Consider the following 26,108-nt stretch of genomic DNA (forward strand, 5'->3'; position numbering starts at 1 on the left):
AGAGTAATTATCGTCGGTGTCTTGCAGAATAGGAGCGCCGCGAACCGTATCCGCCTCTGCTCCTGCTTATCGTGGCTGACCCGAACGCACCAGTGTCCGTCTGGGCAGCCTCTCTCGCTACGTTACGCTTCTGAGGAGACTCAACGGTCCCCATTTCGTGGAACTCGTCTTCCACAATTCGCTGGTCGGCCTGCCGTCCCGGCTGGACTGCGTAACCCGGCGGGAACGCGGCGAGGACAGCGGCCATTGCCGTATCGTCCTTGCCCGTCTCCGAGTTGTCCTTGCCGGAGAACTTCGGCACCGACCAGTCCTCCTTCTTGATCTTCACAACCGACTCGAGTTCGTCGCGGAAGCGGTCGTCGGGAATCAGAGTGACCTTCCCGTTCCGTAGGGAATTGTTGAAGTCACCCATCATCTCCTCGACGCGCCGCTTATCCGAGAAGTTGAAGCCGATAACGGCCCTTCCCAACTTCTCCGTGATCTGCCGGTCGAAGGTCTCGCCCGGCCCCGTCTTGTCGAGAACGACGAGATCGGCGTCCAACTCACGGAAGAGGTACGCGATCCGGGTGGCGACCTGTCGGGCGTTCCCCCGATCAGGCGACCCGAAGCCGTGTTCGGCCAGCACCTCGTCGGTGATGATCTCCATGTAGCGGTGGACCCGCCGGGAGCCGTCGTGATCGAACACCTGAACAACGGTGTCGTCCTTCGAGATGCCGATATCGACGCCGATCACGCGAAAGTCCGCACTGGGGAGTTCGAGTCCCGTCAGCACGTTCTCGCCGCGTTTCATCGCCTCGTCAATCGCCTCTTCCGAGAAGAAGCGGTACTCGTCAACGATGGGCCGACAGAGGTATTCCTGACCGAAACCGAGCGGATCAGACGCCCGCTCGTCCTCGATCATCTCGATGTTCATATCCGGGCGAACCGGCTGAACGTCCTGATCGTAGAGCGGGGTGTTAATGTCGATCTCGTCGGCGTTGTAGAACGACGGCTGCTTGATGGCGATGACGCCGACTCGCTGGCCGTCGTCGTCGTACCCACTCTCGGTTCCCCGATTGTGGGTCGTCATGAACAGGTCGTTCTTGACGTTCGGCGTCGAGACCTGCACCATCTTCCGGTTCTTCCCCAGAGAGAGGAAAGCCCCGAACGCCCGCTTGACCTTCTTCTGATCCTCAATGAAGGCCATCTCGTCCAACAGGACCGCTCGAGCAGACTTGTCACCACGAGAGGCGTCCGGGTCGCCGGAATAGGCCTTGTAGCCCGAGCCGTTCCACAGCTCGATCTCGCCTTTGTTTACGAAATTGGTCGGGATCTCGACCTTGGCGTTGTCGATCAGGTTCTCGATATCCTCGATCCGGTTCTCGGCCTGCTCGTACTTCCGTGAAACCACGGGATAGAACGAGTTAGGGACGAGAATCCCCTCTACCAGAAAGCAGAGGCCGTAGATGAACGAGTACCCGATCCGGCGACCCTTGTAGTTGTTAATCGTGTCGGCGTCGCCGTAGAAGTAGGCCATAACGGCCTTCCGCTGGGTATCGAACAGTTCGAGGTCTCGGACCTCGCCCGTGTCCATATCGCGGATGCGGAAGATATCTTCCATGAGCCGGTCAGGGCGACCGTCCCAGCGTTCCTCCACGACCTCCGGCTCAACGCCGAGTTGGTCAGCGAAGGCTGTGAGGATATCTTCTGCGTCTTGCATGACTTATTCCCAAGAAGACAGTTTACAGACAATGTCGAGGTCAGCGAGAAGCCAGCAGGTGTCTTCGGCGTACCCATTGCCACGCCAGCCGACGAAGAGCCGTTCTCGGTTGAACTCCTCGTGCTTCTCAACGATGACCTCCTCCGGCTTGTCAAGCCCCTCTCCGGGGCCTGCATGGGAGAAAGCCGCCATCAGCGTATTCGCAACCGTAGGTTCCCGTTATGGGGAGTCGCCGTTCTCGGTGGAGCGCATAACTGCGGGAACGCGCTCACCCGAATCGACCCCCGACCGCCCCATCCCGCTCAACCAGAAGGGTGTCGCCTTCCTTGTGGGGGAAGGGGAACTTGTGATGGGGGAGAGCCACCGTGTCAGCGGGGATACCGTATTCGGGCCGGACCCGATATCGGACACCCGAGACGGCAACGTAGACGGGGCTTCCGACTACGTCTTCGAGGTCGTCGTAGAGGTCATGGGCGACGGCGGCGTTCCTGCCGCTGAAGGGTCGCACATCAACCTCGGGGGCGATGAGGTATCCGCTGCTGAACGATTGTAGGTAGGTCATGAATCCGATTCGTCCGACGGCGGCCCCTCGAACTCGTCGGGATCGTAGGCTCTGTCGGACTTCGTGATAAGGGATGCGCCGACCTCCGCAAACGACTTGATGAGATCGGCGGCTTCGTTAGTCTCGTCCGCCTTGAGGCGGGCTTTTCTGGAGATTCCAAGATTGTCCTCCATCCGCATGATGAGCTTCCGTTGGCGCTGCATCATGTCGGCGAGGTAGTGGGGGATATCATCGAAATACATCTCCCCAGAGGGGCTGAAGACGCGCTTCTGCCCCTTCTCGCCTTCTTTGAAAATCCATCCCTCGGCTCGCTCTGCGCGAATAATCTCGAGGGCAAGGGCGTGGAACTCGTATTCCGCGTTCGGATCGGTGGAGGTGTCTACGTCATAGGCCTCAGGCCACTCCTCAGTGACCCACTCGTAGAGTTCGACCTGCCACTCGTTCCCCTCGCGGGTCATCGTGTCGAGTAGCGCCTTGCGTGTTGCCTTCATGCCGTGTTTGAGATTCGCGTATTTGTCGAGCGATTCCGGGTTGCCGTGTCCGACTCCTCCGTGGAACTTGCACCTCTTGCTGTCGGGATCGAGGTGGCGCTTCACACAGTACCGAGCCGGGCCATCGTATCCCTCGGGTTGCCGGGGGATCTTGGCGAGGCAGTAGCAGTCCTCAAAATCGTAGTGATTGGAGCGGGGACTCGCCTCGAACTCCTTTCGGATTTCTGCGAGTTCCATCTTCGTCTTACCACTGACGGACTGCGTTGCCATGTTAGTGTACTGAAAGAGGGAGAGTAGATCGGGGCCAAAGTAGAGTGCCCCCAGAGAAACCAACCAGATGTGACCACTCCGGTTTAGTCCAATTCTGCGGGAAGTCAAGCTCCCTGATTAGGAGTCTCCCTTCCCCGAATTAGGTTAGAAGGGTAGAACCGAGAACGACTGGCCCCTATGAGCGGTCACAGTAGAAACTGAATACAGAAGGAACCAGACCCAACCAGTCCGACTGAAGCCAGTTGTTCTCACTCCTATTAATATACATCCTTTTATATAGGGGGTCGGGGGTTTATACGTGATCTCTCGGAGAAGGTGTCAGTTCTCTCGGTGGTAGCACTCAAAGTACCAGAAAGGATTGCCACTTACTTGAAAATGTACCCGTTCGGGCGCATTAGACGATGATGGGAGAATTTTGAGCGCCCCTCCCGTAGTAGGCAAGCGGCTGGGCGCTCGGTATTCTCCCCTATGCGCGAAGCCGGGGACGATTTACTGCATTATAACGTCATAGTCGAATCCGGGGCCACGGATTCGTTTGGAGATGGATTTCGACTCTTTGGCGATGGATTGTAACTCGCTGGGAGTGAGGCTACCTTCGTCAATTGCTGTCTCGAGTTCCTCGTGGAGTTCATCGAGCCGGTCGATACCTCCAGAGTGGGATGCTTCGCTCTGGAGGTTTTCAATCGCTCCTAAGATATCGTCTGCGAGGCGGTCGAGGTTCGCCTCGGTGATCTCGGGGAGGTTGAACAGCGTCTTTTGTGCGGATGTGAGTCTCGACATACCTTGACAATGTTATTGAATCCTTATAAGTTTTGTAGGGTGACGAATCCTCGAACAAGGCCCCTTCTGCGGATTCCACGAAACCCTTTTAGCGCCCTGTCGCCTCCTTCCGCTCGGGGAATCCTTTGGTCGGGATTCGCCCAGCATTTGGGTCTGGTTGGCCCACCAAGGTCAACTGGAAGGCGTCTGGGCACGTCTTCACCCGGCTGGTTACCGGGAACGCCCTTTCAAACTTCAATACTCGATAGCGGCAGGAACGCTTCCCCTTCCAGCGGATTTTTAAACTAAAATCTGTTAGCAGGGCCAATGAAGCAGTCATCGGCGTTTTCACTCACTAACGAGATAGTTGAACAAGTAGCCGAACACGAGAATGTTGATCCAGTCGAGCTACCTCCCCTATACGATACTGTTGATGTCGAATCTCTGGAAGCTCTTTTTGAGAACTCCCACTCAGATATCCGAGTGCAGTTCTCCTACATAGGCTACGATGTGACGGTCTCCGACTCCGACTCCGACTCAATCGAGGTCTCGCAGTCCGGCTCGCAGACTTCCCGCTGATAGAGGCTGACCTGTAAGGATAAGACCTTATATTAAGTAAAGCCAATATCTCTGTGGCGACTTCAGTAAAGGGGCCACCCCGTGGTAGGCAAGCGGCTGGCCCCTTGAACGGTCGCCATTAAGCGACCAGCGGTGTTTTGGGTGGCGACGGCATAAGTTTCGTGTATTACCGTTCGATGTGGCCTTTTTGTTCAGGATTTCAAATAATATTCTCTCCGTTGCAGCCAAACTGCTAAGGGACAGTCCTCTTCCGGATTAGAACACTATCTTCTCTTAGATGATAGAATCCATCAACGAGGAAGGCAGTGCGAACTTGAACACTGATAGCCTTTTTAATCTACTTGCGAATCAACGGCGGCGGTATGCTCTCTCCGTTCTTTCTAAGCATCAAAATCCAATTGCGCTGGCTGACCTTGCAGAAGAGGTGGCAATACGGGAGGAAGACACCAAAATTACTGATATCTCACCGGAGAAGGTGAAGAATATCTACATGATGCTCTACCACGCACATATTCCGAAACTGGAAGATGAGAATTTCGTTGAGTACAATCAAGATCGGGATACAGTTATCCCGAAATTTGACGCCGACCGGCTTCAATCTCTTCTTTAAGACCCTTTATATACCCAAAATCAGCATATTTTCGAGGCGACTAACGTACTTTTCCGCCGCATCCGGCCCGAACGGTGTAATAACCGCCCTTAAGGGCCGTACATGGCTCCCTCAAGGGGCCTTACACGGCCCGCCCCTCAACACCGGCCCCGATCACGACTCCAACACTGAGTAGTACCACTAAGCGTACATCCGCTTACCACTGAGTGATATCACTGGTTCTGGATCGCTCGAGACCGTCGATAGGCTTAGATAGGAGAAGCGAAATATTACTGCGCCGCATCGTCTAAGGGGGCCGTCTGGGCAAGGTCGATAAAGGCCGCCGAGAAGGGCCGACGGGTAAGAATACGGCACTTTAGTCCTACACGGCGCGACGGTCGTACACGGCGCTTGACACGACACCGTACACGGGAAGCCTAAAACGCCGCAGACCGCACACAGCAGCCTTCTACTGCGGGAACACGACTGCCGCGCTTGGCCCGCCACGACCGCCACGCTTGCCTGCAACGATATACCTACATACTCGAAGCTTGAGACTGCCGTCTACGGCCTTCTCCAGCCTTCTACCCTTCTTACATGGTTCTACATGGTATGCTAACTGGTTAGATGACATGACGTTAGGTTAGTCTTGAGTTAGAAGGTCTGAAACCTCCACAAACAGCCGAGATAGGGGTACACGACAGCCTTATATACTCCTCACTCTTACGGGAGTTCGCCGATGAAGGCCCCTCGGGGCTGGAGGTTTTTGCGATGTACGCCCCGCTCCCGTGGCGACATGGCCGTTCTCGGCCCCGCCGGGGAGCGCGGCGTTGTGGGGTTCTCCGGTTAGGGGCCGGGCAAGCGTGGTATGCGCTCCCGGTCTCCCGCTAACAGCCAAACGGCGATAGGCGGGAAAGACGGCCCCCTTAACGGCCCGAAAGGGTCGGACTGACGGTTTGAGACCGTCTAAGGGTATGTGTGCGGTCGTATAAGCGGCCAATCACGGCGCTTCCGATTCATGCAGGTGCGGCCTGCCGCTGATAGGCGTCAATCACTGGAAAAATACAACGTAGCCCAAACCCGGAGAATCCCGGCTCCCGTCGGGGAGCCAAAGACGGCCCCGCTGTTAACAAGCGGGGCGTTAAGCCCCTCTCCCGCCCGCGAGAGTGCGTAACGCGACGACTAAGAATCGCCGTATTCGCCCCTTCAATCCGCCCCGTCGGGGACTGTTGAAGGCTTGTAGCACGGGAGAGAGACCGACGGGGCGTACCTATGCGAACGTGAATCGGGATCGGGAGTAACCGACCGAGACACGTTAAAACGCCAAAATCACGTAACCCAGCGCGTTAGGTCAACTTATCCGTAGTACCTTCGCCCCATGCCCTTCCGGGCATGAATATCCCGACTATTCCGGCCCCTTCCGGGGCCGTGGGAAGTCGGCGGGATAGGGTAAGAAGGGAAGGGACGTATCCGACCGATCCCCTCGGGGAAAGCGCGTAACGAAGTGGATTTGATTTTGGCGGCGTGAAACCGCCGAAACCCGGCCCAACAGGGCCGGACAAGCGAACGAAACCGCCGACGAAACCAACTTTCCTAAAGCTCCCTTCGGGGAGAATAGCAAACGGTCGAAACACGGGAGCGAAACCCCGTGTCGGTCGGAAATTAGCCTACCGACCCATTGACGATGACCTTGGCTCCGCCCCTTCGGGGCGTGCAACGACCCAACCAGACCCAAATTCAATCATGGCATTTAGCCTCCCCAGCGACGACGTTAGCACCGAAACCGAGACCGAAACCGAAACCGAGACCGAAACCGAAACCGAGACCGAAACCGAAACCGAGACCGTCTTCGGCGGCGAGCGGGTTGAAGAATACGAAGACTACTGGAAAGCGATCTCGATGGTCCGACTTCTTAAGAAGTCGTGCAAGGCCCTCGGTGTCGCAAAGGTGAAGGATCAGGGCCGCTCCCCGTGGGCCGACCACTACGGCCACTTCGCCGGAATCGCCTACGGCACCGACGACGAAACCGGCCTTAAGGACGTGTGCGACGAACTCGACGGCAACCTTCCGACCTACAAAGACGAGTTCGGCGAGCCGAAAGGGGAGTTCGACGTAATCACGAAGGATAACGCCGAGGACTTCGGCCTTCCCGCCGATGAGTTCGGCGACGACGAAGATCCCATTTTCGTCCCAGTCGAATACGACGCCCCGGAAGAAGTGTGGTACGCCGAAGAAGGCGAAGAAGTGGACGATGACGCCGTTACCGGCACCCTTGAGGGTGTTAGCGGAGTCGGCGAAGCCCGAGCTGAAGAAGCCCTCGAACTTCTGAAGAAGGCCGGGATGAAGGTCGTCTGGGCCTAAATCAACAGGAACCGCGAGACCAATCAAAACCAACCAATCAGACCCATGTTTACCGATAACGACCCCGACCACACCGAGCCGAACGCTTACGACGACCGCGACGACAACAGCCCTGAGTTCGAGGTTGAAGACGAATTGGCCTTCGGGATCGGCTTCGATCTCCCCGATCCCGCCGACGATCCCTTGCCCTTCTGACCGGCACGGTTAAGACCCCTTACGGGGTTATGATGGCGGCTTGCTGAGAGTGACGGACTTCTAATCGGGTTCAAATCCCGGCTCGGCCATTTGGCCTTGTGCCAAAATCCAACCAGACCCATGAGTGGCTACGACGACGACGGCGACCGAGAATCGTACAAAACCTACGGCGGCGCTTGTGACCCAAGCCCTGACGATTTATTCATCACCGCCGACCGAGACCGCGACGAGTTCTCGCAGAACCGCGAAGACCGCCAGCACGGCGAGACGATGAACGACCTATTCGAGTAAAACCATGAGCATCTACAACAACGACTGGAAAGACGTACCACCCGGCTACTACGCCGATCCCGAAATCAAAGCCCGACACGACCGCCGCGTTCTTGACGAGCGTCGGTTCTCCCGGCTCGTTGAAATCGAACTCGGAAAAATGGGCCTTGACCGGCACACGGATATCCCGACCAAGGAGCAAATCGAGACCGCCGAAGACCGCGCCCGACAAAAGTTCTAAACCAGCCATGACCGTTACCAACGACGAATACATCAACGCCCTGCTCGTTCTCGAAACAGCCCGCGACGACGTGGAAACAACCGACGACGAAACCCGCGTTCTTCAGGAAGCTCACTCCATCCTTCAGGAATACCGCAAAGCGGGTGAACTCTGATGTGCATTTTCACCGACGATTGCGACGGCGACGAGAGAGATTACTGGGAAGACGAACCGAGCCACTTCGGCGGTGAGACCATTACGGCCTTCGGCTGCGAGAAGTGCGGCTTCTCCGACGCATTATGAAGCCCAAGTTCGAGTCGGTGACCTGCCTCGACTGCGGGAGTGAGAACCTGAATCAGACCGCAGACCCCGTCAATCCCCGCGTCTGCCTTCAATGGTGCGAGGGTTGCGGCGAAGTCCAATAACCACCCAACCAGACCCAAAATGTACGACGAAGTTCCCCGACGACGAAACGCGAAGCGCGAATACTGTCCCCGCTGCGACGCTGCGACGACCTTCCTATTCGACTACGGCCTCGGCTACTTCATCTGCTCGGAGTGTGAGCTGTGATGAATCGAGAAGACCACATCGAGTTCCTTCGGGCGCTGAACGACGACTACCTCATGAAGCACATCAAGATGTACGTCCGAAACGGGATGGACGAACAAGCGGCTCGGGCCTTAGCGGAACGAGACCGCCGAAAATCTACCTGACCGATAGAGTTATCGTCCCCCATGAGATTAGGATGGGGGCTACCCAATCCGGCGGGAACGCCGGTACTCCTAACCAGACCCAAATGACCCCCGAGTTACAACTAACCGAGAGCGGCGCAGTTCGATTGACCGACGGCAACGGATGGATTGAGGCGGAAACGTTCGAGTGGCTGGAGGACTGGCGATGACGACCGTTAAAATCGCCAGCCCCGACGGCGACGAAGTCCTCGAGAACGTCGAGACGTGGACATACGACAAGCTCACCCTGATCGTGGATTTCGAGAACGGCGAGACCGCCGAATACGACCGAGCGAACGTGATTGAGCGGCTGTAATGCGAGTCCGGTAACCAACTCGCGCCCCATTAAGGGGCAGCCCTGACTGGCGACTCCGGGGTTCAATTCCCCGGCGGGGCTTCCGATGACGGCCTAACCAGCCCGAGGAACACGGAGACCACCCAAATGCTGAACCACATGACCGTTACGCCCACCAATTTCCGGCTGGGCGAACGACAGATTGCGGAGCGAATTGGACGCGAATACCACGAGACCGAGACCTACGGCGACGTTCCCGCCGAAGTAAAAGAGGCAGCCCGGCTTCTCTCGAAGATGAACGACTACCTTTTCGACGCGATCGAGGCCGAAGGCATCACCGTCGAGTTCACCGAGGAAGACCCCTACGAGTCCTTCGAGGAAATGTGCGTCGAGATCGAGTACAACGGGATTCTCCGAATCTTCTCCGGCGGCACCCATCCCGACCACATGACCAAGGAGGAGAACCTCAAGAACCGCGCCGTTCACGACTACTGGGGCCATTACAAGAACGGCTGCGACTTCACCTTCTGGGGGGAGTTCCAGAAGTGGCACCACATGAAGAAGTGGTACCCCGAGCCGACCCACCGGCTCACCCTTCAGGAAGTCGTCGGACAGACCGGCCTCTGCTGGTATCTGGAAGGGGGCTTCAACAGCCCCGACTTCGAGCAAAAGTCGTTCCTTGCCCCGACCGAGTGGGCCGACCTATGCTACCGACACTTCCCCGGAGACCTCGACCGATGAACGACGACTACCAAACCATTTGTCCGAACTGCGACAGTTACGACGGCGAGAACATCGAGTTTCCGGTATCAAGCGACACTTGCCCCGAGTGTGGTCACCGGCTCGCTAACCGATGGCCGACAACCGACAACTAACCAATCAGACCCATGAACCTCGAAGACACCCTTCCCGACGACGTAAAGGACGAACTGAACGAAGCCACCGAGAAATCGAAGGCGGAGAAAGAGCGAGCGGCCCGAAAGAAGCGCCGAGCGAAGACGAAGTACGGCCACCTGATGGGGGACGACGATGAGTGACGCCGTCGAGGAGGCCATCGACCTGCTGGAATCCGCGAAAGAACTTGCTGACGCCTATTACTGCGAGGCCGCTCACGAAAAGAGCCAGCAGGCGCTCGAACTCCTGAAAGTAGCCGACCGCTAAAGCCGAAACGCCCCTTCTCGGGCGTCGTCACGAGTGGAACTCGTGGCCTGACGATGGCAACCGACCGTCAGTAACCAACCAGACCCAAATGACCTTTAGATTACCAGACAGCGACAGCACCGGAGCCTCGAGTGACGACGGCTTCGAGCGGCCCGGCGACGACCTATCCCCGGTCGAATTGAAGCGGGCGATTCGGGAGTACGCCGAGACCGTCGAGATCGACGTGCCACTCGAGGAAGTCGAGATCGAGATATCGAAGCAGCTCAAGCGAACTGCCGGGAAGGCGATTCGGAAGAACGGCCAACTCAAGATGCGGTTCGCGTGGAAGGCCTACCAGACGTGGGGCTGGGGCGACGACTTCGAGGCGGTAATTCGCCACGAGCTAATCCATATCTGGGAGTACGAGACCTTCGGGAAGGGGGGTCACGGTCGCAATTTCAAGCGGAAGGCCCGCGAACTCGACGCTCCCCGCCACTGCAAGTCGTTTGCCAGTGACGAAGCCAAATGGTTCCTCGTCTGCTCCAACTGCGGTAAGAAGACGCCGCGCTTCCGCCGGTCGAAGGTGATCGAGAATCCCCACCGATACCGAACGAAGTGCTGCAACGAGCAGATCGAGGTCGAGACGGCATGAGCGTAATCACCCATAAGGAGTGGGACGATTACGCCTCTGTCTACCGGCACGATTTTCCACTCGAATCAGTGCCTCGAAAGCCTGACCAGTACCGCCCAACCGATCACTTCTGCACCGAGCGCCGTTCCCGCCGAATCGGGGGCGACGTGATCCGGGGGTGCATCGAGGAAGGGGACTTGTACGAAGCCGAAGGCGACAATCGCTACAAGTTCCACTGGCAGCACCCGACGACGCTCCAGACCTACATCCTCGTGGTCGAATTATCTCGCCGCGCTCTCTTCTACGAAGAGGCGAAACACGCCGCTGTGACCGTGTTCCAGTTCCAGCATTAACCACCACCAACCAGACCCAAATGAGTACGACCAACCCAGAGACCCAGAGCGCCGACGCTACCGAACGCCTGATTACGAGCCGGACGAAGAAGGTTCGATTCTATATCCCGACCGAGAAAGACGGTGCCGAGGAGATGGTCGAAACCGTCATCACGAAACTCGCTCGCCGATTCGGCGGGGCGACTCGGCTCCCGGCGAAGGGGGCTTACGTGATGAACGACGGCGAGCTTGTCCTTGAAGAAGTGGCGGTCGTCGATTGCTTCGGAGTGGACGGCGGCCTTGACGAGCTTTCCCAGATCGCCCGCGAGATCAAAGCGGGCCTCGATGAAGAGTCCGTGGCGTTCGAGATCACCGACGTAGCAACTGCGTTCGCCTAATTATGAAACAAGAAATCACCTGTCCCGACTGCCGAGGGAGCCGTGTTCAACTCGACGGAGGCTGTCCTATCTGCCTCATTTGCGGATGGAGTAAGTGCTGATGGGCGTTAAGCCCGAGAGCGGCCACCACGGCGGGAATAGCCTGAAGGGCGTAATGCGACTCGTGGTTAAGAACCGCGACGGGGATGTACTCGCAGAGGGATTCATCTCCGACTCGGAGTTGACCTACGATCCGAACCCCGACTTCATCGTGACAATCGAGTAGCAGAGGGGGGACTATAGGGGGGAGTCCTATTCGGTATTCCCTATTTGGGTTTCCCCTATTCGGCCTCCCCAATCCAGCAGGAAGTCCCGACTCTCCTATTGGGACTAACCAGATCCAGAGAATCCAATCATGACCCTAACAGTAGAACCACAGAGTTACCGAATCGAGACCCAGACCGGAACCGTTGGAGACCTCATTACGATCCCCTACCACTCTAAGGGAATCAGCATCCGGCCACTGACCCCGTTCAGTCAGTCGGTAGCCGTGTCCTACCTCGTCCCCAACGAGGAGAAGTCGTCTGGCCCCGGTGAGGGCAACGAGTTCTCCATCGAGGAGCGAGTGTACGGCCTCGGGGAACACAACGACGTGGAACTCCCCTTCTACGCTACTGGGACGACCGTGTTCAGCCCACTGGACGACGAATCCACGTTCGTCTACTTCCTCGGCTGACTTGCCCGTCATAGTTTGAAATATGTCATGAAAAGACGGGGCGCATCGACCGACGACCACCAACCAACCAGATCCAAATCAGCGACAAGACCACTTCCGAGACCGAACTGACCCAAGACCACCTCGACTTCCTGTTCAAAGCGGGAGCCAGCCCGGCGTTCCTCGAGATCATCGAGAAGACCGACGACGACCTGCCCTCGACGGTCGAGCGAAACAGCGCCCGCGAGGAAGTCCAGAAGTACGTCAAGTGGGGCGATCTCAACGGCAACCCCGACGAGTTCGTTCCGATGGGCGGCCACTTCTTCGAGGCCCTGTGGGAAGGCGATCTATACGACGCCTTCACCCGAGCCGATCTCAACAACAAGAAGATCCTGCTGCTGACCTTCGGGGAGCGGCGGATTAACGCCCAGAGACCGAGCCGGATGTACCCGACGGTCGCCCAACTCGAGGGCCGGGCATGATGGCAACCGAACAAGCGACGATCTGCTCCCCCGAGGACACGGAGCCTTCCCGCCCAGAAGGGGCCTGCATCAACTACGCCGACTGTGGCAATTTCCCTCCGGGCCACCCGGAGTCGAACAACCGGATCTGTGACGACTGCCTCGACGCGAGCCGCGCTCGAGGCCGAGGCCACGACCTATGACCTGCCCCAAATGTGACAGCGACAGGATAGAGGCATCGCTTGAGAAAACCCGCTGCCGAGACTGCGGACACGAGTTCCAGTCGGGGCTTCAGCGGCTTGCTAAGAGGTTCGACCTATGAGTGAACTAACCATCACGACGGACACTGCGGAACTGGCCTTGTACGAACTCAACGTTCTCCTTGAGGAGACCGAAGACCCCAACGCCGAGACCCACGCCCTCTACAGGGCGACGAAGGAACTCGAGGAGCGACTGGAAGAGTTCTACCACGAAGAGGAAGCGCGAGCCGAGATAGCCTACGAGGCCGAACTCGACCGACGCCGCGAGCGGTTCTTCGATGAACGGGGGCACTTCTGATGAAACACGGAGAACACGTCCGACCAACCGGCGAGATGGGGTGGCACAAGATAGCGGACTACCCGGAGTTCGTCAAGTTCCAGTACGGTGACAGCCCGTACCGGGTGGTCGTCCACCTGAACGACCGGGGCCACTTCGAGGCCCTGTTCACCTCGTGGTACGGCGGCGCGTCGTTCCGAATCCGGGGCAACTGCGGCGGCGGCCACAAGGGCCGTATGATCGCTCTGGTGGCGGCGCGGGATTGGATGGACGAGAACAAGTACGGGTGCGCTCCACCCCGTGAGATGGCCGTGAAGGCTGGTCAGGTGGAAGCGTGAAGGGGAGCTACATCGGACCGTGCTGTGTCTGTACCCGGCCCCGATTCGTTCGGGGATGGGATCGAGGCAACCCCGTCGGACGGTCGGCGGTCTGCACGAACTGCTGGTTCGATGTTCTCGACGGCCCGGCTCGACGGGCGGATGCACAGAGCGTTAACCAATAACCAACCAGACCCAAATGAACTACAACGACGACAACTGGACGGCGGAAGAAGTGGCGCTCGCTGAGACCGGCATTATCGCGGCTAATCTTGACGGCGAGTGGAACTTCCACGTCTCCGACGGCATCGACCAAGAAGACCTCTGGGAAGGGGTCTGCCTGAAGAACGTGAACAACGTCGAGGTGACCGACGACGGCGAGTTCATCGTAGAAGGGTACTTCAAGACGGTCGAGGCGGTCGGGCGTATCCCGGCTGGCCCGAACCGGGGCTACGGCCCGATCAACCCGCCCGAAGTCATCACCGAGGACGTGGGCGTTCAGTTTTTCATCCACGTCTCGATTGACGACGACCTGATGGCGACGGTCGAGATCGAAGCGTACTGATGCCTTGCCGTGAGTGCGGGAAGTCCGCGAAGCGTCACGGCGGGGCCTGTGTTGGTCTCACCTATGACGACGACGCCACTGCCTGAGCTGTGTGACGGATGCACTGAAAGAGAAGTCAGAGTAGACCAACTCTGTTGAATCCCTTGGCGATAAGTACAGGTAGTACAGTTATCGAGAGTAGGATTCTGTCTCTCGGAATATTGTCAGAGTGCGGCTGGTAAGTCATTATCAGGCTGACGCAAGTAGAGATAGACCATCTTATCGGATTCTGTATAGCAACGTTATAGGAGCCTCCTTACAGATTACGGGTAATGGGCTTTAGGAATCGGAGATATTCCGACGTTTCTGGGAGGAAATTTATTGTAGCCCTCGGTGGGATCTTCGTCGCACTCGTAGTCAGCTATCCGTACCTTCCCATCGTCAACGATGGGTCATCCGAACTCTGGGTCGTACTCGGTATCTTAGTTGGTATCCCCGGTCTTGTCCTGTTGTACGGAGGCTATCGGTTGCCTCAAACAGACATCCGCTCTGAACTCTATCCAACCATCGGCAAGTGGTGTCTCCGCGGCATCGTGGTAGGTCTCGCTATCCTGCTTCCTATCGCTCTTGCCAGTGACAATCCAAATATCGTCGGAAATATACTCTTGCTCACGGCACTGGGCAGTCTCGCGGGCTTCGGCGCAGGTATGTACGATGCGCGGGCCAAAACACGGCAGCTCGAACTCCAAGAAACGGTCGATCAACTGGAAACCTCGAACGAGCGCCTTGAACGACACCAGCAGTACATCGACGATATTCTCGACGCAATCGATGACGTATTCTATGTGTTAGACGAAAATGGATCGCTCAAACGGTGGAATCAAAGCCTCTCGGAGATTTCTGGCTATACGGACGAGGAAATATCATCAATGACCGCAGCCGACTTCTACCGAGACGAAAACCGTGAGAAAGCCGTGGCTGCGGTCCGCAACGGCTTCGAGAGTGGCTCAGTGGATGTAGAACTCGAGCTACGCACTAAGGACGGCGATACCGTCCCCTTCGAGTTTGTCGGATCTACCCTCGAGAACACGTCCGGAGACGTTGTTCTGGCTGGCATCGGGCGTGACGTTTCGGACCGGGTTGAGCGCGAACAGCGACTCGAAGAGTCCAATAAGCGGCTCGAACAGTTCGCCTACGCTGCCTCCCACGACCTTCAGGAACCGCTTCGGATGGTGTCAAGCTATCTGCGGTTGATCGAGAACCGAGCCGATGAGGAACTGACCGAGGAAACCGAAGAGTTCCTCGAGTTCGCTGTGGACGGAGCCGACCGCATGCGTGACATGATCGACGGGTTACTGGCGTATTCGCGTGTGGAGACCCGAGGGGAGTCGTTCAAACCGGTTGACCTCAACGAAGTGGTTAGAGACGTGCGTGACGACCTCGAGGTGCGTATAACTGAAAGTGATGCTGACGTAGACGCCGAGGAACTGCCTCGTGTGGAGGGAGATGAACATCAGTTACGGCAGGTATTCCAGAACTTATTGAGCAACGCAATTGAGTATAGTGGAAACGAGCCGCCACAGGTGTATATTTCCGCTACCCAGAACAGTTCCATGTGGGAAGTATCGGTTCGGGACGAGGGGATTGGGATTGAGCCGGACCAACAAGATCGTATCTTTGAGGTCTTCGAGCGACTTCAATCCCAGAACGATTACGGGGGATCGGGTATTGGTCTGGCTCTCTGTGAGCGGATCGTCGAACGTCACGGTGGCGAAATCTGGGTCGAGTCTGAGCCGGGCAATGGAGCGACGTTCTCATTTACCCTCCCAGCGGAGAATGAACAGGACCAGTGAACATGGTCCTACGAACTGTGTGCGAGCGGGTACCTGACGAAGCCGGTCGATCCTAACAAGGTTATCGACATGATACAGGGGTTAGAGCGGTTCTGGCTTTGGACCATGCGGTTACCGGCTGACACGGATCTCGATTAAGAAGCGCCGTGTATTCAGCACCTGTCTCCAACACCTATATAAATTGATAGAACAATCAGCGATCAGTTCGCATCTGTAGTGTGCGGCTATTCCGCACCTATAAATCCTGAAAGTATAGTTTTAGCAGAGCCAGTAACCCCCCTTCCGAGTTTGAAATATGCATGAAAGCGGTGGAAGAGGCAGCCAACCAGACCCAAAATGGAAGATAAAATCAACATCATAGACCCGTTTACGGGCGACGAAGTGGACGTTGACCGCCACCCAGACAACAAGACCCCTGTTACGGAACTCCCCGAGATGAGCCGGGCCGAGCGCCGCGCTCGAATCGGGGACGACCTTCCGGGGCAGGAACTCCCTGTCCTGATCCGGTCGTCCTTCCGGGCCGATCCCTGCGAAGGCGACCAAGGCTCCTTCACGAAGATCGTGGAGGAAGACTGCGAAGTCTGCGGATATGACCGCGCCGACTTTTCCTACCACACCCTTGCGGGTGTCGGATTCGTGGAGTGCCGAGCCTGCCGAGCAACCATCGAGGAGATATAAACCATGTCCATCGAGACCACCCAGACCCAGAGCGACAGCCCCAGCACCGAGACCGAGACCATCGACAACCCCGAGCGCGGCTGCGGTTATCTCAAGGAGGGTAAGGCGTACCTCCGGTCGGACGTAGGCCCCGGCGGCGAGCTTCCGGCGTTCGTCGAGTTCGCTGAGCCGATTCCCTTTAAGGAAGACCGGAAGCGGTCTTACACGTTCTTCCCCGGCCTCCAGTTCGAGTTGGCGGTGACTGGGCCGGGCGGCATGACCGAGACCGTCCCGGCTGGCGAGGCTTCCCGTCACATTGAGCGGCTTCAGAAGGACCGCCCGACCGGAACCCACGCTGGGGAGATGGTCGAGTTTGAGAGCCACGACCTGCTCCTCTCGGTCGGGAAGTCCCATTACCCGACGGCACAGGAGTTCATTGACGAGGCTCGAATTAACGGGGTCTCGAAGGCGATCTCCGTTACCAGCGGGAACGCGCCGCCCCAAGTGAACCCCTGCCGAACCCGGCTGTTCCTGATCCACCCGAACGCCGTCAAGACGACGAAGGAGATCGAGACGACGGCGAGCGAGGTGGACCGTAGCCGGGACACCATTATCAAGGTGAAGGGCGAGCCGGTCGAGGACGACGCGCTGGCCTACGAGGCCTGTGAGGGCGACGTAGAGGTCACCGTGGAGCGCCGGATGCAGACCCCCGGCGTGATCGGCTACACCTACCTCACTCGAGTCGTCTACACCGAGGACGAAGATGGTGAGGTGCCGAAGTACATCCAAGACTACGAGGCGACCGGCGACCTCGATATCGTCAAGGCCGACAAGCCGACGCCGTACAGCGAGCAAGAGGCCTTCGATGAAGACGGCGAATTGCTCCCTGAGTACCGCGATCTCGATATCGACGCCGACGCCGTCGTAGAAGAGTTGGAATCGTCCAAGGAGGAGATCAAGGAGTTCGCCGAGACCTTTGAGCCGACCGACGAGGAAGGGGAGTTCCGCGTTATGGAGGGCGATCTCCACGCTGAGAAGGACGAACAGAAATCCGCTCCGGTTCCCGACTTCGACGTGAATGAGATGGAGCGAGCCGACTACGGCGACCTCGCTGGCCGGGGCTGGGTAGACGCCGAAAGCCCCCTTATGGCCCACGACGCCCTGAGCGGAGCCGACGAAGGGGCCTTGGCCGTCGTCCACGGCGAGAGCGGCCCGGAAGCGGTCTTCCCCAGCAACAACCTGAACGTCACGGAGGCAGCGGGGTTCACTAAAGGTGTCTCCGTGGTCGGCCCGTACCGCGTTGAGGCCCGACTCATGAACACCGGAGGATGCAAAGTGAAGGTCGAGAAGACACGATAAGCCCGAATCTTTAAGCTTTCTCGAAGTCTGAAAGATAGATGAAAGTCCCGAGAGGGCAACCAGACCCATGCAGAATTACCCTTGCCAACATACCGGGGGTGGCTATTACTCCGAAACAGAGACCCACTACGGTTCCTACGAAGTGTGGATCTGCGAGGATTGCGGCCACGAAGTTCCCATTGATCTTAGAGCGCCCGAGCGATTAAAACGAGCGGATGAGAACGGCCTGCAAGCCCAGTAACGAGCAACCAACGTTCAGTACAGGTGGAGGCGTTACCGGAGCAACCATCCACTTATATAATAGTTGTTATATTTGGATATTCACTGACTGTTGGTAGCTGCAACTGGTGTTCTCAATCAAGATATTGACTAATGAGTTGCTCCGTCCCTTGCTGAAGATGTTCTGAAATCGATTCTTCATTCATATCCAGTTCATCGGCTAATTCTTGGATCGTGACTTCCCTCGAAGAGTCGTAATATCCAAGTTCATATGCAGCCACGGTCGTTTTGAGTGCTGCTAACCGTGTACGTGCCTCGCTCGCGGTCAATGAGGCGGTATAGATCGGTGACCCCGGTTGTATGTGACGACCTCCCTCAGTGAGTGGACCTGTATCCACAGGAGTGAACCCAATATCTTCGATGAGACTCGAAACTACACTTTTCGCCTCATCATCATCCCCAGCGATAAATATCGCAAGACGATCATCCGGATCGGCCTCTAGCCGTTGACCATCTCGGAGGGTCTTCCAATATGTAGCATTGAATGCCTTGACGACTCTCGAATCTTCGAGATGATCTGCAATGAGGTCCGTATGTGTCTTCCCTATGTCAATAAATCCATCACGCATTGGGTAGTAATTTGAGGCACTGATAACGATCTTATCACGGAGGGAGTCCGCAGGGAGAGATTCGTATGCATTGAACGGAATCGCCTCCATGACGACTTCGCCGAAATCGGCTGCCTCAGAGACGGTCCCCGCATGAGCGTTGCCTCCCAGATCGTCAACGAGGTCAGTGAGTGTTTCTGGTCCCCGAGAATTACTGATCATAACCTCATGGCCTGCTTCAGCAAAGTGTTGGGCAGCTGTACTTCCGACATCTCCTGCGCCAATGATTCCGATTTTCATCAATGGTCTCCCGTTCCAGCCTATGAGTGGGAACGTGAAAAGCTACCAAGTTAGGAGTCTGGTTGCTACTACCGAGAGTGGAAGTGAGCCGGACGATCCACTATTAGAAGAGGTCAGTTGCAGAGTGGATGTACCACCTGTCGAGTAATCGTAGCGTTTCCTGTTTTCCGCCCTCGCGGTCTTCGGCCCACTCGAAGTCGAGTGTCCCATACTTGAAAGGCCACTTCTTCACAGTACCGACGACGGCGTTCGGGTGAATCTTCGAGTAGTAACGCCCCTTGTAGGCATCAGTCATCGTCGCTTCGATCACGACGGCGAAGTTGTCTGCCTGCTGGGCGCGGTCGATCTCTCGCTCAAATCGGTCGCGGTCGGTCCCGACCGACCGGGCGAGATCGTCAAGCGACTTCCGCTCGACGGCGAACTCCGGGTAGAACTCTTCTTTCCCGGTATTCGGATTCACGTCATAGTACCCCATCCCCTTCACGGCGTAGTCGCCGTAATTGAGAAGGGCCGTCTCGGTCTCCATACCGGGGAACGAGTACGGCTTCTTCTCTCGCTCATCAATAAGAATAATCATGTCAGAGCCTCACTCGGTTCAGAATTTTCCCGTAGCACTTGTGGACGAGACGGTCGGAATAGTCGAGATCGCCGAGGAGGGCCGTAAACAGGCCGTCGTTGGCGTTTTCGGGGCGGGATGGGTGATAGATCCTCCCGTCCTCCCGAGCCACCACAGCGGCCACCATGACCGCACAGAGAGTCGCGTCGATACCCCTCGGCGACGAGAGTTGAGAGAGGTCCAATTCGGAGAAGGCTTGGCGGCCTCGAGTGTGCTGGTAGCGAGTCAGTTCGAGTTGCGATGCGATAGCGTCGAACAGGGCGAGGTTGTCCTGTTGTCGGATCAGCTCTTGGTCGCCCCACTTCCCGTTGCGAACACCTGTGTTGTACGCAGCGAGCCGGGAGTAGAAGTCGGAGAGTCGTTCAGTGCCATCGAGTCGGTGCTTGGTGTCGTAGTTAGCAGAAGCGTCGAATCCGTAGAACTTGGTCGCGTTGAGAGTATCGGGTTCAGTGATCGGCTCCGCTTCTTCTTCATCGTATGCCATATGGTCTCACATCTGGGTCTGGTGAGGAGCAGGAGGAGCCGGAGACGGTGTGCTAACTGCTTCACATACCGACGTGTAGCAGCTATACTCGGTATTCTCCTATTCGGGTTACCCCAATCCAGCAGGAATAGGACTCTCTGGATAGGGGTAGTCCAAATAGGAGAAGTCTAGTTAGGACTCCCGAATAGGACTCTCCCAAATAGGAGAATACCGAATAGGACTCTCCCCTCTATAGTCTCCCCTCTCTGGGCAGACCGGGAAGAGAACCGAAACCGGGTGACTCCACCCTGTTTCCCCCATCATGATGACACAGACAGTATTAAGCGTATCGGTGACCGAGAGTGGTGTAGAGATGCCCGAGAACGACTGGAGAGCGGTGTATGCGGCGGGTGCCCTCGACTGGGGTGGCCACTTAAAGGCCTCCCTCCGCAAGAAGGGGTCTTCCAAGCATGGCTACGAGGTCTTGTTCGAGATCACGTTCAAGAAGTCAAGCATGGAGGCAGTCGGGCTGCTGGACGAGTTCTTCACCGACATGGGCCTGAATCCGAAAGCGTCGGTGGACGAGCGAGAGGGCGGCGACCAGTACGTCGTCCGGCTCACTCGGCGGGATGAGGTACGGGAAGTTCTGGAAGTGGTCTTCCCGTTCTTGGCTGCCCGTCACGAGCAGGCCCAAATCCTGCTGGAAGACGTGTTCCCCGCGCTCGACGAGGGCCGCCACCGGGAGGCTGAGGGCATGGTCGAGGTCGCGTCGATGCTCGACCGAGTCCAAGAAGAGGGCTTCCAGCGGGGCGGCTCGCACAAGAAGTACGATGCGGAGACTGTGGCCGGCGATCTCGGCGTGGACTTGTAACAGTAGAGAATATCACGGCTTCAGGGTCACCCGCGAAACACGCAGGTTAGACAGTTATCGTTCTGCCACTATCTATCGTCTCGATTCTGAATGAATCCATTGTTCACTAACCGTTTGGAGCGGTCGAATTCCAATAGCGGTATAAATATGAGGTGTGCGCAACACTTCTTCACAACCGGCTCCAGCCCCTTCCATAGAGTGGCGGTCATCAACCGTTTCACTGTCCCAACCACGAGACGGTTCGATGACCGCCGGTTCTTCATCACTAACAGTGCGTTCAGTACTGCCTCTGAATTGAGGTTTCTGGATAAAGGAACCGAATTACTGACTACTGGCAAGGCCCCTTCCCCGATTCCACCGATACGCTTAATACGAACCACCCGATCTGGAGGGAGGATAGCGGGGAGAGTGGTCCGTATAGGGGCGCTCGTCCGCTTAGAGTGCCTCAAACGATACAGTTATATTGACCCCTGAGAATAAGATGGGGGCTGAAGACGGCACTCGCCCCTTCTATCTGATGCGGTTTGCCGGAGCCACGCGCTTCGGAGTTTGCTACCTTAAGAGCGACGACCACGGCTGGCGCTGAGACGGGGTTCGATTCCCCGACGTGGTCCTCGGGGAAACGCCTCCCCCGACAGAACTCTCTACTCTCTGTATTGGTCTCTATGAGCGGCCAAACCGGAGTTCCCTGATTCGGCAGGGAGCGTTCCTGCTGGGTTCGACTCCCGGCTCCGGTATTTCGGGTAGCGCACAACCTATGCTACCTGTAGAGTGGGACAGCCCGGACGACCAACCACCAACCAGACCCAAAATGTACGACTACAACTCCTACGAGCAGGACAGCGGCAACAACAACAGCGGCTCCGACTCCGACAGCTCCGGTGGCTCGAACGAGCCGGACAAGAACCTGACCATCACGCCCTACGCCCCTGTCGAGGGCGAAATCACCCGCGTCTTCGGTAACTCGAACAACTGGGGACAGAGCCTCGGCGTGGCGATGGAGAACGTCGAACTCGTGGACGGCTGCCTGTACCACGACCCCGAGAAGGGCAAGTTCAAGGTCTTCTCGTGGCGCGAGGTAGTCGGGATCGACCCGGCGACCCCCGACGCCCCCGAAGTCTCGGCGGACGACGCCAACCAGTTCCTCGTGAAGAACTACGGCGGCACCGAGAAGCGGTACGAACTCGTTGAGGCCGTCGTCATGGCGAACGACGACGACCCGGTCTCCATCGGCAACACGATCATGTGGTACGGCGGCTCCGACCGCTTCGGCCCCAAGTCGGCGTCCAAGACGCTGGCGAAGATCCTGACGACCTACGGGCGTGAGATGGTCGTGGACGACAGCGATATCCACAACTGGCTGGCCGACACCAGCGGCGAGAACGTCCTCCGGCCTGACCTTCAGGGACGGCGCTTCGGCTTCTTCGAGGTGAAGAAGCAGTCGAACCAGTCCGACCGCAAGTACCACCACCCCATCGTCAAGGACGCCGAGACCGGCGTTGACGTGACGGTGCAGAACGCGAACGACGGCCAGCAGGGCACCCTCGGCGGCGGGAACGCGCCCGCCGAAGAGGAAGAGACCGAGGCGGAGCCGGAGGCCGTGGCCGACGGCGGCCCCGCGATGGCCTCTGAAGTCCCGCCCGCCATCGAGGACTTCATCTCCACCTGTCAGACCCTCGGGTACGACGACGAGGAGAAGGCCGAGACCCTGCTCGCCGACCTCGTTGAAGACGCCGGGAACGACCTGACGGAGAACATGGTCGAAGAGTTCGGCGGCGAGGACGCCGTCGTGGCCCGCGTCTTCCAGTAGGCGCGTAACTCTCGCTGACGCGGCCCTCCTTCACTTAGAACAACCAACCAGACCCTAATGAACATCGATACCATCGAAGTTTACTACGACCGCAAAGTGCAACTTGATCAATTCGAGCCGATCACGTTCGGCGCGACCGCTACCGTGAGCCTTGAAGACGGAGACGACCCCGACGAGGTGTACGCCGAGGTGGCAGGCGATCTGCAAGACAGCGTCGAGCGCGAACTCGCCCGGCGCGTCGCCACTAAGAAGCGCGAAGAGCGCGAGTAGAATAACCCTCTTTTCCGCCGCATTAGCTCATGAAATAGGTGTATGAAATAGCGGCGGCTCTGTGAGGCGAACCGATAGAGACCAACCAACCAGACCCAAATGAGCGTAGAAGCACAACTGTACGACACGACGAGCGGTATCGACTGGGAAGTTCCCGAACTCCACACGATCCTTCAGGTCACCCGCGACCTCGGTGTGGTCGGCGAAGAAGACACCTGCCTGACCGTCGCCACGGCGTCGATCAATGGCGGCCTCGAAGACGGGGGCGGCCTGTTCGTCCTCTACAGCCCAGCGCGTGGCGGGAAGGACTTTACCCTTCGGAAGACGCTGGAGGCCATCTACGGCCCCGGTACGGTCTACGAACACCCGACAGACGAGTCCGAGACCGCCCGGTACTACTCGGCGAAGGAAGCGAACAAATACGATATCCACATCGTCGGTGACCTTGCCCGCGTCTCGGAAGGCACCGAGAAGATGCTGAAGGACTGGGGAGAGGGCAACGACTCGGAGCGGAAGGTCACGGACATTACCATGTCCGAAGACGACGACGACCGCACCAAGACGATGATCCTCGAGTGTCCCCGGATCGTCTTCGCCACGATGGCGACGGACAACCGGAACGCGGACATGAACGACTTTCCCGAACTCCTGAAGCGGGCGTTCATGCAGTCCGTGGACACCACGAAGGAACAGACCGAGCGCGTCATCAAGCGGAAGGCCGAGGAACACGCCGGTCAGACCGTCCTTCAGGTTGACCCCGTCGAGCGGGCCAAGATTCGAGAGTATTTCGAGTCCATCCCGGTAGACACGTTCACCGACAACGTGAACAACAAGGTCTCGAAGCCGGGTATGGTCGAGATCGCCCGGCAGACCATCGAGGAGGGCCGCATGATGCCGACTGAGTTCAACGAGGCCCGGTTCGACTTCGACCGGCTCGCCTCGATGATGGGGAACATGGCCCTGATCCACCACGCCGACCGCATGACGGTGGATACCGGAAGGGGCCTTCTCCTACTCTCTGCTCCCGTGGACTACTGGTACACGATGCAGATTATGGGGAACAACATGGTCATGTCGGCGCTTAACCTGACCGACGAGGACCAAGCCATCCTGCAACTGCTGAACGATCTCGACTACGCCCCAGCCCGGAAGGATATTCAGCAGGAACTTCGTCGCCTCGGCCACAACATCCGAGACAGCGACGTGAAGCGGGCGCTCGACTCAATGCGGGAGTCGGGTTACATCACCGAACACTCGGGAAGCCCCCTTACGTACTCGATCTCCGATTTCGCTTCGGTGACCGACGTGAACGTCAGCCTCGACTACAACGCCATCGTTGAGGCTGCCGCCGACGAGGTACGGAACATCCAAGGGATCGAGCCGGAGGTCGCTGACGAGTACGTCCGGCGCTACTGCGAGGGTTCCGGCACCATTGCGGTCCATCCGTTCACGGGAGAAGCCGTCGATATCACCGAGGACGACAGCCTCGGGGAGATGACCAGCGAGGCCTCGAAGAAGACGAAGGCCATCGTGAAGGGCGAAGAGATTGACGAGGAGATGGCCTCGATCTTCGAGGAAGAGCCGATGCACGCCCAGAAGGCGAAGGACGAAGAAGCCCAGACCTCGCTGACCGAGACCGGCGGGACGCTTGAGTAGGAGAGATATGAAGAACGAAACTGAACTCGTAATTGACGGACTGACGTACTGGGCGGACTCGTGGCCGCGTCGAGTGACCAAGTTCCAGCGGTGGGCGACCTCTCCCGAGGAAGCCGCCGAACTCGTCCTCGACGCCGAAGACGACCCCCAGAACTGGCCGTTTATCTCGGTGTACTCCTTTCCCGAAGGACACACCAAGGACGGCAATGTTCCCCGGATCGACCGGCTGTTCATCGACTTCGACGTTCCCGACGACGGGGACTACCGGGGCGGTGATCGGGGTGACCCGACGGCAAGGTGGGTGAAGGACATGAGCAAGTTGCTCGTCCGCGCCCGGAAGGTGGCCCGGTTCCTGTTGAAGACCTCTTCCCCGGAATCGTGGCAGGCGGTCTTATCGGGCCACAAGGGCATCCACCTCGACTTGGCGTTCCCGCCGATCCCGACCTCGAACGGCGACCAGTCACAGTTCCTCAACGGGATCAACGGGTACGCCGAGTCCCTGAAGCAATACATCATCGAAGCAACCGGCCTCGACGATCTCGAGGTCTACATCGACGTGGACTCATCCGATCTCGGGCGGCTCCGTCGAGTACCAAACACGAAGCACCTCGGAGCGAGTCAGGCGTTCGGGGAAGACCGCTTCTGCGTTCCGGTGACGCTCGAGGAGCTTGCCGAGATGCGCCCGGCGGACTACATCGAGTTGACCCGCTCGCGGCGAGAAGTGGACTCCCGCTTCAAGCCAACCCCGAACGACAAGGCCGCTGAGGTTTTGACCCAGCGGATTCGGAACGCCCCTTCTTCGTCCCGCCGGACCAGCGGGGGCGGGGCGACGAACGATCCGGCTCGGCTCAAGGCCTACGTTGCGGATCAGAACGACAAGATCACGGTGGACTCACTCGAGTTCGTCCTGACGGACAGACCGTGTATCGCGGAGTTCTTCGAGCGAGAAGACGCCTTCCGGTATCGGGCGGCGTCCCACTACATGGAGATGTTCGCTATCACCCACATGATGCGCCATAAGGTGCCCATCGAGATCGAGGTGTCTAAGAACGCCCACGGTAAGGAGACCGTCGAAGTTGTCGGCGGTACGATGGTTGAGGCCTTTAGGGGTCTTCCGGGCTTCGATGAAGAGTACACCTGTGAGCGGGTTGAGACGTACATCTCACTCGGCTATTCCCCGATGAAGTGCGAGAAAGTATGGCAGAAGGCTCCTACCTTCTGTTTACAGGACTCATGTGGAATCTGGTCCGCCGAGAAAGGTCAAGCAAAACAGACTTGACCGAAATCTTTAAGCTATCGTGCCCGGTTATGATGGCGGACAGTTACGGGCTGTTCTCCTGAACCGCGAAGT

General features: G+C 57.9%; 39 protein-coding genes and 1 other RNA gene. 31 read left to right on the top strand and 9 right to left on the bottom strand.

Features of this window, described 5'->3' with window-relative positions; translation table 11 throughout:
* Nucleotides 1-7 precede the first annotated feature (7 nt).
* The 5 genes from HTZ84_RS09580 to HTZ84_RS09600 form a co-directional block, all read right to left on the bottom strand.
* On the bottom strand, nucleotides 8-1,699 hold the full coding sequence (locus tag HTZ84_RS09580) for a terminase large subunit domain-containing protein (protein WP_174680466.1): 1,692 nt from the start codon (nucleotides 1,697-1,699) through the stop codon (nucleotides 8-10).
* Between the two features lie 3 nt (nucleotides 1,700-1,702).
* A complete protein-coding gene (locus HTZ84_RS09585) occupies nucleotides 1,703-1,891 on the bottom strand; it encodes a hypothetical protein (protein WP_174680467.1) in 189 nt (62 codons plus the stop codon).
* Between the two features lie 76 nt (nucleotides 1,892-1,967).
* Nucleotides 1,968-2,261, bottom strand: a complete 294-nt coding sequence (locus HTZ84_RS09590) for a hypothetical protein (protein WP_174680468.1) — start codon at nucleotides 2,259-2,261, stop codon at nucleotides 1,968-1,970.
* Nucleotides 2,258-3,022: a hypothetical protein gene (locus HTZ84_RS09595; RefSeq protein WP_174680469.1), complete on the bottom strand. Its 765-nt coding sequence runs from the start codon at nucleotides 3,020-3,022 to the stop codon at nucleotides 2,258-2,260. Before HTZ84_RS09595 ends, HTZ84_RS09590 begins: the two co-directional genes overlap by 4 nt.
* A 489-nt stretch (nucleotides 3,023-3,511) precedes the next feature.
* Nucleotides 3,512-3,802 carry a hypothetical protein gene (locus tag HTZ84_RS09600; protein ID WP_174680470.1) on the bottom strand — a complete coding sequence of 97 codons (291 nt, stop codon included), beginning with the start codon at nucleotides 3,800-3,802 and terminating at the stop codon, nucleotides 3,512-3,514.
* A gap of 306 nt (nucleotides 3,803-4,108) precedes the next feature.
* Here HTZ84_RS09600 and HTZ84_RS09605 point away from each other — a divergent pair, with 306 nt between their 5' ends.
* The 18 genes from HTZ84_RS09605 to HTZ84_RS09685 all read left to right on the top strand — a co-directional run bounded on the left by HTZ84_RS09605 (nucleotide 4,109) and on the right by HTZ84_RS09685 (nucleotide 12,237).
* A complete protein-coding gene (locus HTZ84_RS09605; RefSeq protein ID WP_174680471.1) occupies nucleotides 4,109-4,360 on the top strand; it encodes a HalOD1 output domain-containing protein in 252 nt (83 codons plus the stop codon).
* Nucleotides 4,361-4,637: 277 nt separating this feature from the next.
* A complete protein-coding gene (locus tag HTZ84_RS09610; protein WP_174680472.1) occupies nucleotides 4,638-4,970 on the top strand; it encodes a DUF7344 domain-containing protein in 333 nt (110 codons plus the stop codon).
* Nucleotides 4,971-6,692: 1,722 nt separating this feature from the next.
* Nucleotides 6,693-7,310 carry a hypothetical protein gene (locus tag HTZ84_RS09615; RefSeq protein WP_174678790.1) on the top strand — a complete coding sequence of 206 codons (618 nt, stop codon included), beginning with the start codon at nucleotides 6,693-6,695 and terminating at the stop codon, nucleotides 7,308-7,310.
* 45 nt (nucleotides 7,311-7,355) lie between these two features.
* Complete coding sequence (locus tag HTZ84_RS09620) at nucleotides 7,356-7,505, top strand: hypothetical protein (RefSeq protein WP_174680473.1); 150 nt, start codon at nucleotides 7,356-7,358, stop codon at nucleotides 7,503-7,505.
* A 120-nt stretch (nucleotides 7,506-7,625) separates the two neighbouring features.
* Complete coding sequence (locus HTZ84_RS09625) at nucleotides 7,626-7,796, top strand: hypothetical protein (protein ID WP_174680474.1); 171 nt, start codon at nucleotides 7,626-7,628, stop codon at nucleotides 7,794-7,796.
* A gap of 4 nt (nucleotides 7,797-7,800) precedes the next feature.
* Complete coding sequence (locus HTZ84_RS09630) at nucleotides 7,801-8,016, top strand: hypothetical protein (RefSeq protein ID WP_174680475.1); 216 nt, start codon at nucleotides 7,801-7,803, stop codon at nucleotides 8,014-8,016.
* A gap of 7 nt (nucleotides 8,017-8,023) precedes the next feature.
* A complete protein-coding gene (locus HTZ84_RS09635; RefSeq protein ID WP_174680476.1) occupies nucleotides 8,024-8,170 on the top strand; it encodes a hypothetical protein in 147 nt (48 codons plus the stop codon).
* Between the two features lie 394 nt (nucleotides 8,171-8,564).
* Nucleotides 8,565-8,708, top strand: coding sequence for a hypothetical protein (locus tag HTZ84_RS09640; RefSeq protein ID WP_174680477.1), 144 nt, complete (start codon nucleotides 8,565-8,567; stop codon nucleotides 8,706-8,708).
* Nucleotides 8,709-8,892: 184 nt separating this feature from the next.
* Nucleotides 8,893-9,042, top strand: coding sequence for a hypothetical protein (locus tag HTZ84_RS09645; RefSeq protein ID WP_174680478.1), 150 nt, complete (start codon nucleotides 8,893-8,895; stop codon nucleotides 9,040-9,042).
* Nucleotides 9,043-9,168: 126 nt separating this feature from the next.
* A complete protein-coding gene (locus tag HTZ84_RS09650) occupies nucleotides 9,169-9,762 on the top strand; it encodes a hypothetical protein (RefSeq protein WP_174680479.1) in 594 nt (197 codons plus the stop codon).
* 146 nt (nucleotides 9,763-9,908) lie between these two features.
* Nucleotides 9,909-10,058 carry a hypothetical protein gene (locus HTZ84_RS09655; RefSeq protein WP_174680480.1) on the top strand — a complete coding sequence of 50 codons (150 nt, stop codon included), beginning with the start codon at nucleotides 9,909-9,911 and terminating at the stop codon, nucleotides 10,056-10,058.
* Entirely contained in the window at nucleotides 10,051-10,182 is a 132-nt protein-coding gene (locus HTZ84_RS23030; RefSeq protein ID WP_256402452.1) for a hypothetical protein, read from the top strand. Before HTZ84_RS09655 ends, HTZ84_RS23030 begins: the two co-directional genes overlap by 8 nt.
* Nucleotides 10,183-10,248, top strand: an RNA gene (locus tag HTZ84_RS09660) — hammerhead ribozyme type II.
* Nucleotides 10,249-10,270: 22 nt separating this feature from the next.
* Complete coding sequence (locus HTZ84_RS09665) at nucleotides 10,271-10,813, top strand: SprT-like domain-containing protein (RefSeq protein WP_174680481.1); 543 nt, start codon at nucleotides 10,271-10,273, stop codon at nucleotides 10,811-10,813.
* On the top strand, nucleotides 10,810-11,145 hold the full coding sequence (locus HTZ84_RS09670; RefSeq protein ID WP_174680482.1) for a hypothetical protein: 336 nt from the start codon (nucleotides 10,810-10,812) through the stop codon (nucleotides 11,143-11,145). Before HTZ84_RS09665 ends, HTZ84_RS09670 begins: the two co-directional genes overlap by 4 nt.
* Before the next feature lie 20 nt (nucleotides 11,146-11,165).
* Entirely contained in the window at nucleotides 11,166-11,522 is a 357-nt protein-coding gene (locus HTZ84_RS09675) for a hypothetical protein (protein WP_174680483.1), read from the top strand.
* 100 nt (nucleotides 11,523-11,622) lie between these two features.
* Nucleotides 11,623-11,787, top strand: a complete 165-nt coding sequence (locus HTZ84_RS09680; protein ID WP_174680484.1) for a hypothetical protein — start codon at nucleotides 11,623-11,625, stop codon at nucleotides 11,785-11,787.
* A 129-nt stretch (nucleotides 11,788-11,916) separates the two neighbouring features.
* Entirely contained in the window at nucleotides 11,917-12,237 is a 321-nt protein-coding gene (locus HTZ84_RS09685) for a hypothetical protein (protein ID WP_174680485.1), read from the top strand.
* Between the two features lie 8 nt (nucleotides 12,238-12,245).
* Here the strand turns inward: HTZ84_RS09685 and HTZ84_RS09690 are convergent, their stop codons facing one another.
* Nucleotides 12,246-12,536 carry a hypothetical protein gene (locus HTZ84_RS09690; protein ID WP_174680486.1) on the bottom strand — a complete coding sequence of 97 codons (291 nt, stop codon included), beginning with the start codon at nucleotides 12,534-12,536 and terminating at the stop codon, nucleotides 12,246-12,248.
* Here HTZ84_RS09690 and HTZ84_RS09695 point away from each other — a divergent pair.
* From HTZ84_RS09695 to HTZ84_RS09730, 8 genes are all read left to right on the top strand, one after another.
* Nucleotides 12,525-12,698, top strand: coding sequence for a hypothetical protein (locus tag HTZ84_RS09695; protein ID WP_174680487.1), 174 nt, complete (start codon nucleotides 12,525-12,527; stop codon nucleotides 12,696-12,698). The two genes, HTZ84_RS09690 and HTZ84_RS09695, sit on opposite strands and share 12 nt — an antisense overlap.
* Entirely contained in the window at nucleotides 12,698-12,880 is a 183-nt protein-coding gene (locus HTZ84_RS09700; RefSeq protein WP_174680488.1) for a hypothetical protein, read from the top strand. Before HTZ84_RS09695 ends, HTZ84_RS09700 begins: the two co-directional genes overlap by 1 nt.
* A 115-nt stretch (nucleotides 12,881-12,995) precedes the next feature.
* Entirely contained in the window at nucleotides 12,996-13,235 is a 240-nt protein-coding gene (locus HTZ84_RS09705) for a hypothetical protein (protein ID WP_174680489.1), read from the top strand.
* Nucleotides 13,235-13,552, top strand: coding sequence for a hypothetical protein (locus HTZ84_RS09710; RefSeq protein ID WP_174680490.1), 318 nt, complete (start codon nucleotides 13,235-13,237; stop codon nucleotides 13,550-13,552). Before HTZ84_RS09705 ends, HTZ84_RS09710 begins: the two co-directional genes overlap by 1 nt.
* Nucleotides 13,553-13,730: 178 nt before the next feature.
* Nucleotides 13,731-14,096, top strand: a complete 366-nt coding sequence (locus tag HTZ84_RS09715; protein ID WP_174680491.1) for a hypothetical protein — start codon at nucleotides 13,731-13,733, stop codon at nucleotides 14,094-14,096.
* Nucleotides 14,097-14,407: 311 nt separating this feature from the next.
* Nucleotides 14,408-15,928 carry a sensor histidine kinase gene (locus HTZ84_RS09720; RefSeq protein WP_174680492.1) on the top strand — a complete coding sequence of 507 codons (1,521 nt, stop codon included), beginning with the start codon at nucleotides 14,408-14,410 and terminating at the stop codon, nucleotides 15,926-15,928.
* A 336-nt stretch (nucleotides 15,929-16,264) separates the two neighbouring features.
* Nucleotides 16,265-16,606: a hypothetical protein gene (locus tag HTZ84_RS09725; protein WP_174680493.1), complete on the top strand. Its 342-nt coding sequence runs from the start codon at nucleotides 16,265-16,267 to the stop codon at nucleotides 16,604-16,606.
* Between the two features lie 3 nt (nucleotides 16,607-16,609).
* Nucleotides 16,610-17,944 (top strand): hypothetical protein, encoded by a 1,335-nt coding sequence (locus HTZ84_RS09730; protein ID WP_174680494.1) that lies wholly within the window; start codon nucleotides 16,610-16,612, stop codon nucleotides 17,942-17,944.
* Between the two features lie 353 nt (nucleotides 17,945-18,297).
* Here the strand turns inward: HTZ84_RS09730 and HTZ84_RS09735 are convergent, their stop codons facing one another.
* From HTZ84_RS09735 to HTZ84_RS09745, 3 genes are all read right to left on the bottom strand, one after another.
* Nucleotides 18,298-19,071, bottom strand: a complete 774-nt coding sequence (locus HTZ84_RS09735) for an NAD(P)-binding domain-containing protein (RefSeq protein ID WP_174680495.1) — start codon at nucleotides 19,069-19,071, stop codon at nucleotides 18,298-18,300.
* 103 nt (nucleotides 19,072-19,174) lie between these two features.
* Nucleotides 19,175-19,648, bottom strand: a complete 474-nt coding sequence (locus HTZ84_RS09740) for an ERCC4 domain-containing protein (RefSeq protein WP_174680496.1) — start codon at nucleotides 19,646-19,648, stop codon at nucleotides 19,175-19,177.
* 1 nt (nucleotide 19,649) lies between these two features.
* Nucleotides 19,650-20,171 carry a hypothetical protein gene (locus HTZ84_RS09745; protein ID WP_174680497.1) on the bottom strand — a complete coding sequence of 174 codons (522 nt, stop codon included), beginning with the start codon at nucleotides 20,169-20,171 and terminating at the stop codon, nucleotides 19,650-19,652.
* A 352-nt stretch (nucleotides 20,172-20,523) separates the two neighbouring features.
* Here HTZ84_RS09745 and HTZ84_RS09750 point away from each other — a divergent pair, with 352 nt between their 5' ends.
* The 5 genes from HTZ84_RS09750 (at nucleotide 20,524) to HTZ84_RS09770 (ending at nucleotide 26,036) form a co-directional block, all read left to right on the top strand.
* Entirely contained in the window at nucleotides 20,524-21,021 is a 498-nt protein-coding gene (locus HTZ84_RS09750; protein WP_174680498.1) for a hypothetical protein, read from the top strand.
* 811 nt (nucleotides 21,022-21,832) lie between these two features.
* Nucleotides 21,833-22,831 (top strand): hypothetical protein, encoded by a 999-nt coding sequence (locus HTZ84_RS09755; RefSeq protein ID WP_174680499.1) that lies wholly within the window; start codon nucleotides 21,833-21,835, stop codon nucleotides 22,829-22,831.
* 57 nt (nucleotides 22,832-22,888) lie between these two features.
* Nucleotides 22,889-23,101 (top strand): hypothetical protein, encoded by a 213-nt coding sequence (locus tag HTZ84_RS09760; protein ID WP_174680500.1) that lies wholly within the window; start codon nucleotides 22,889-22,891, stop codon nucleotides 23,099-23,101.
* A 99-nt stretch (nucleotides 23,102-23,200) separates the two neighbouring features.
* Nucleotides 23,201-24,757 (top strand): hypothetical protein, encoded by a 1,557-nt coding sequence (locus HTZ84_RS09765; protein WP_174680501.1) that lies wholly within the window; start codon nucleotides 23,201-23,203, stop codon nucleotides 24,755-24,757.
* Nucleotides 24,758-24,764: 7 nt separating this feature from the next.
* A complete protein-coding gene (locus HTZ84_RS09770) occupies nucleotides 24,765-26,036 on the top strand; it encodes a hypothetical protein (protein WP_174680502.1) in 1,272 nt (423 codons plus the stop codon).
* Nucleotides 26,037-26,108 lie beyond the last annotated feature (72 nt).

The sequence above is a fragment of the Haloterrigena gelatinilytica genome (genome assembly GCF_013342145.1).
Lineage (GTDB): Archaea > Halobacteriota > Halobacteria > Halobacteriales > Natrialbaceae > Haloterrigena > Haloterrigena gelatinilytica.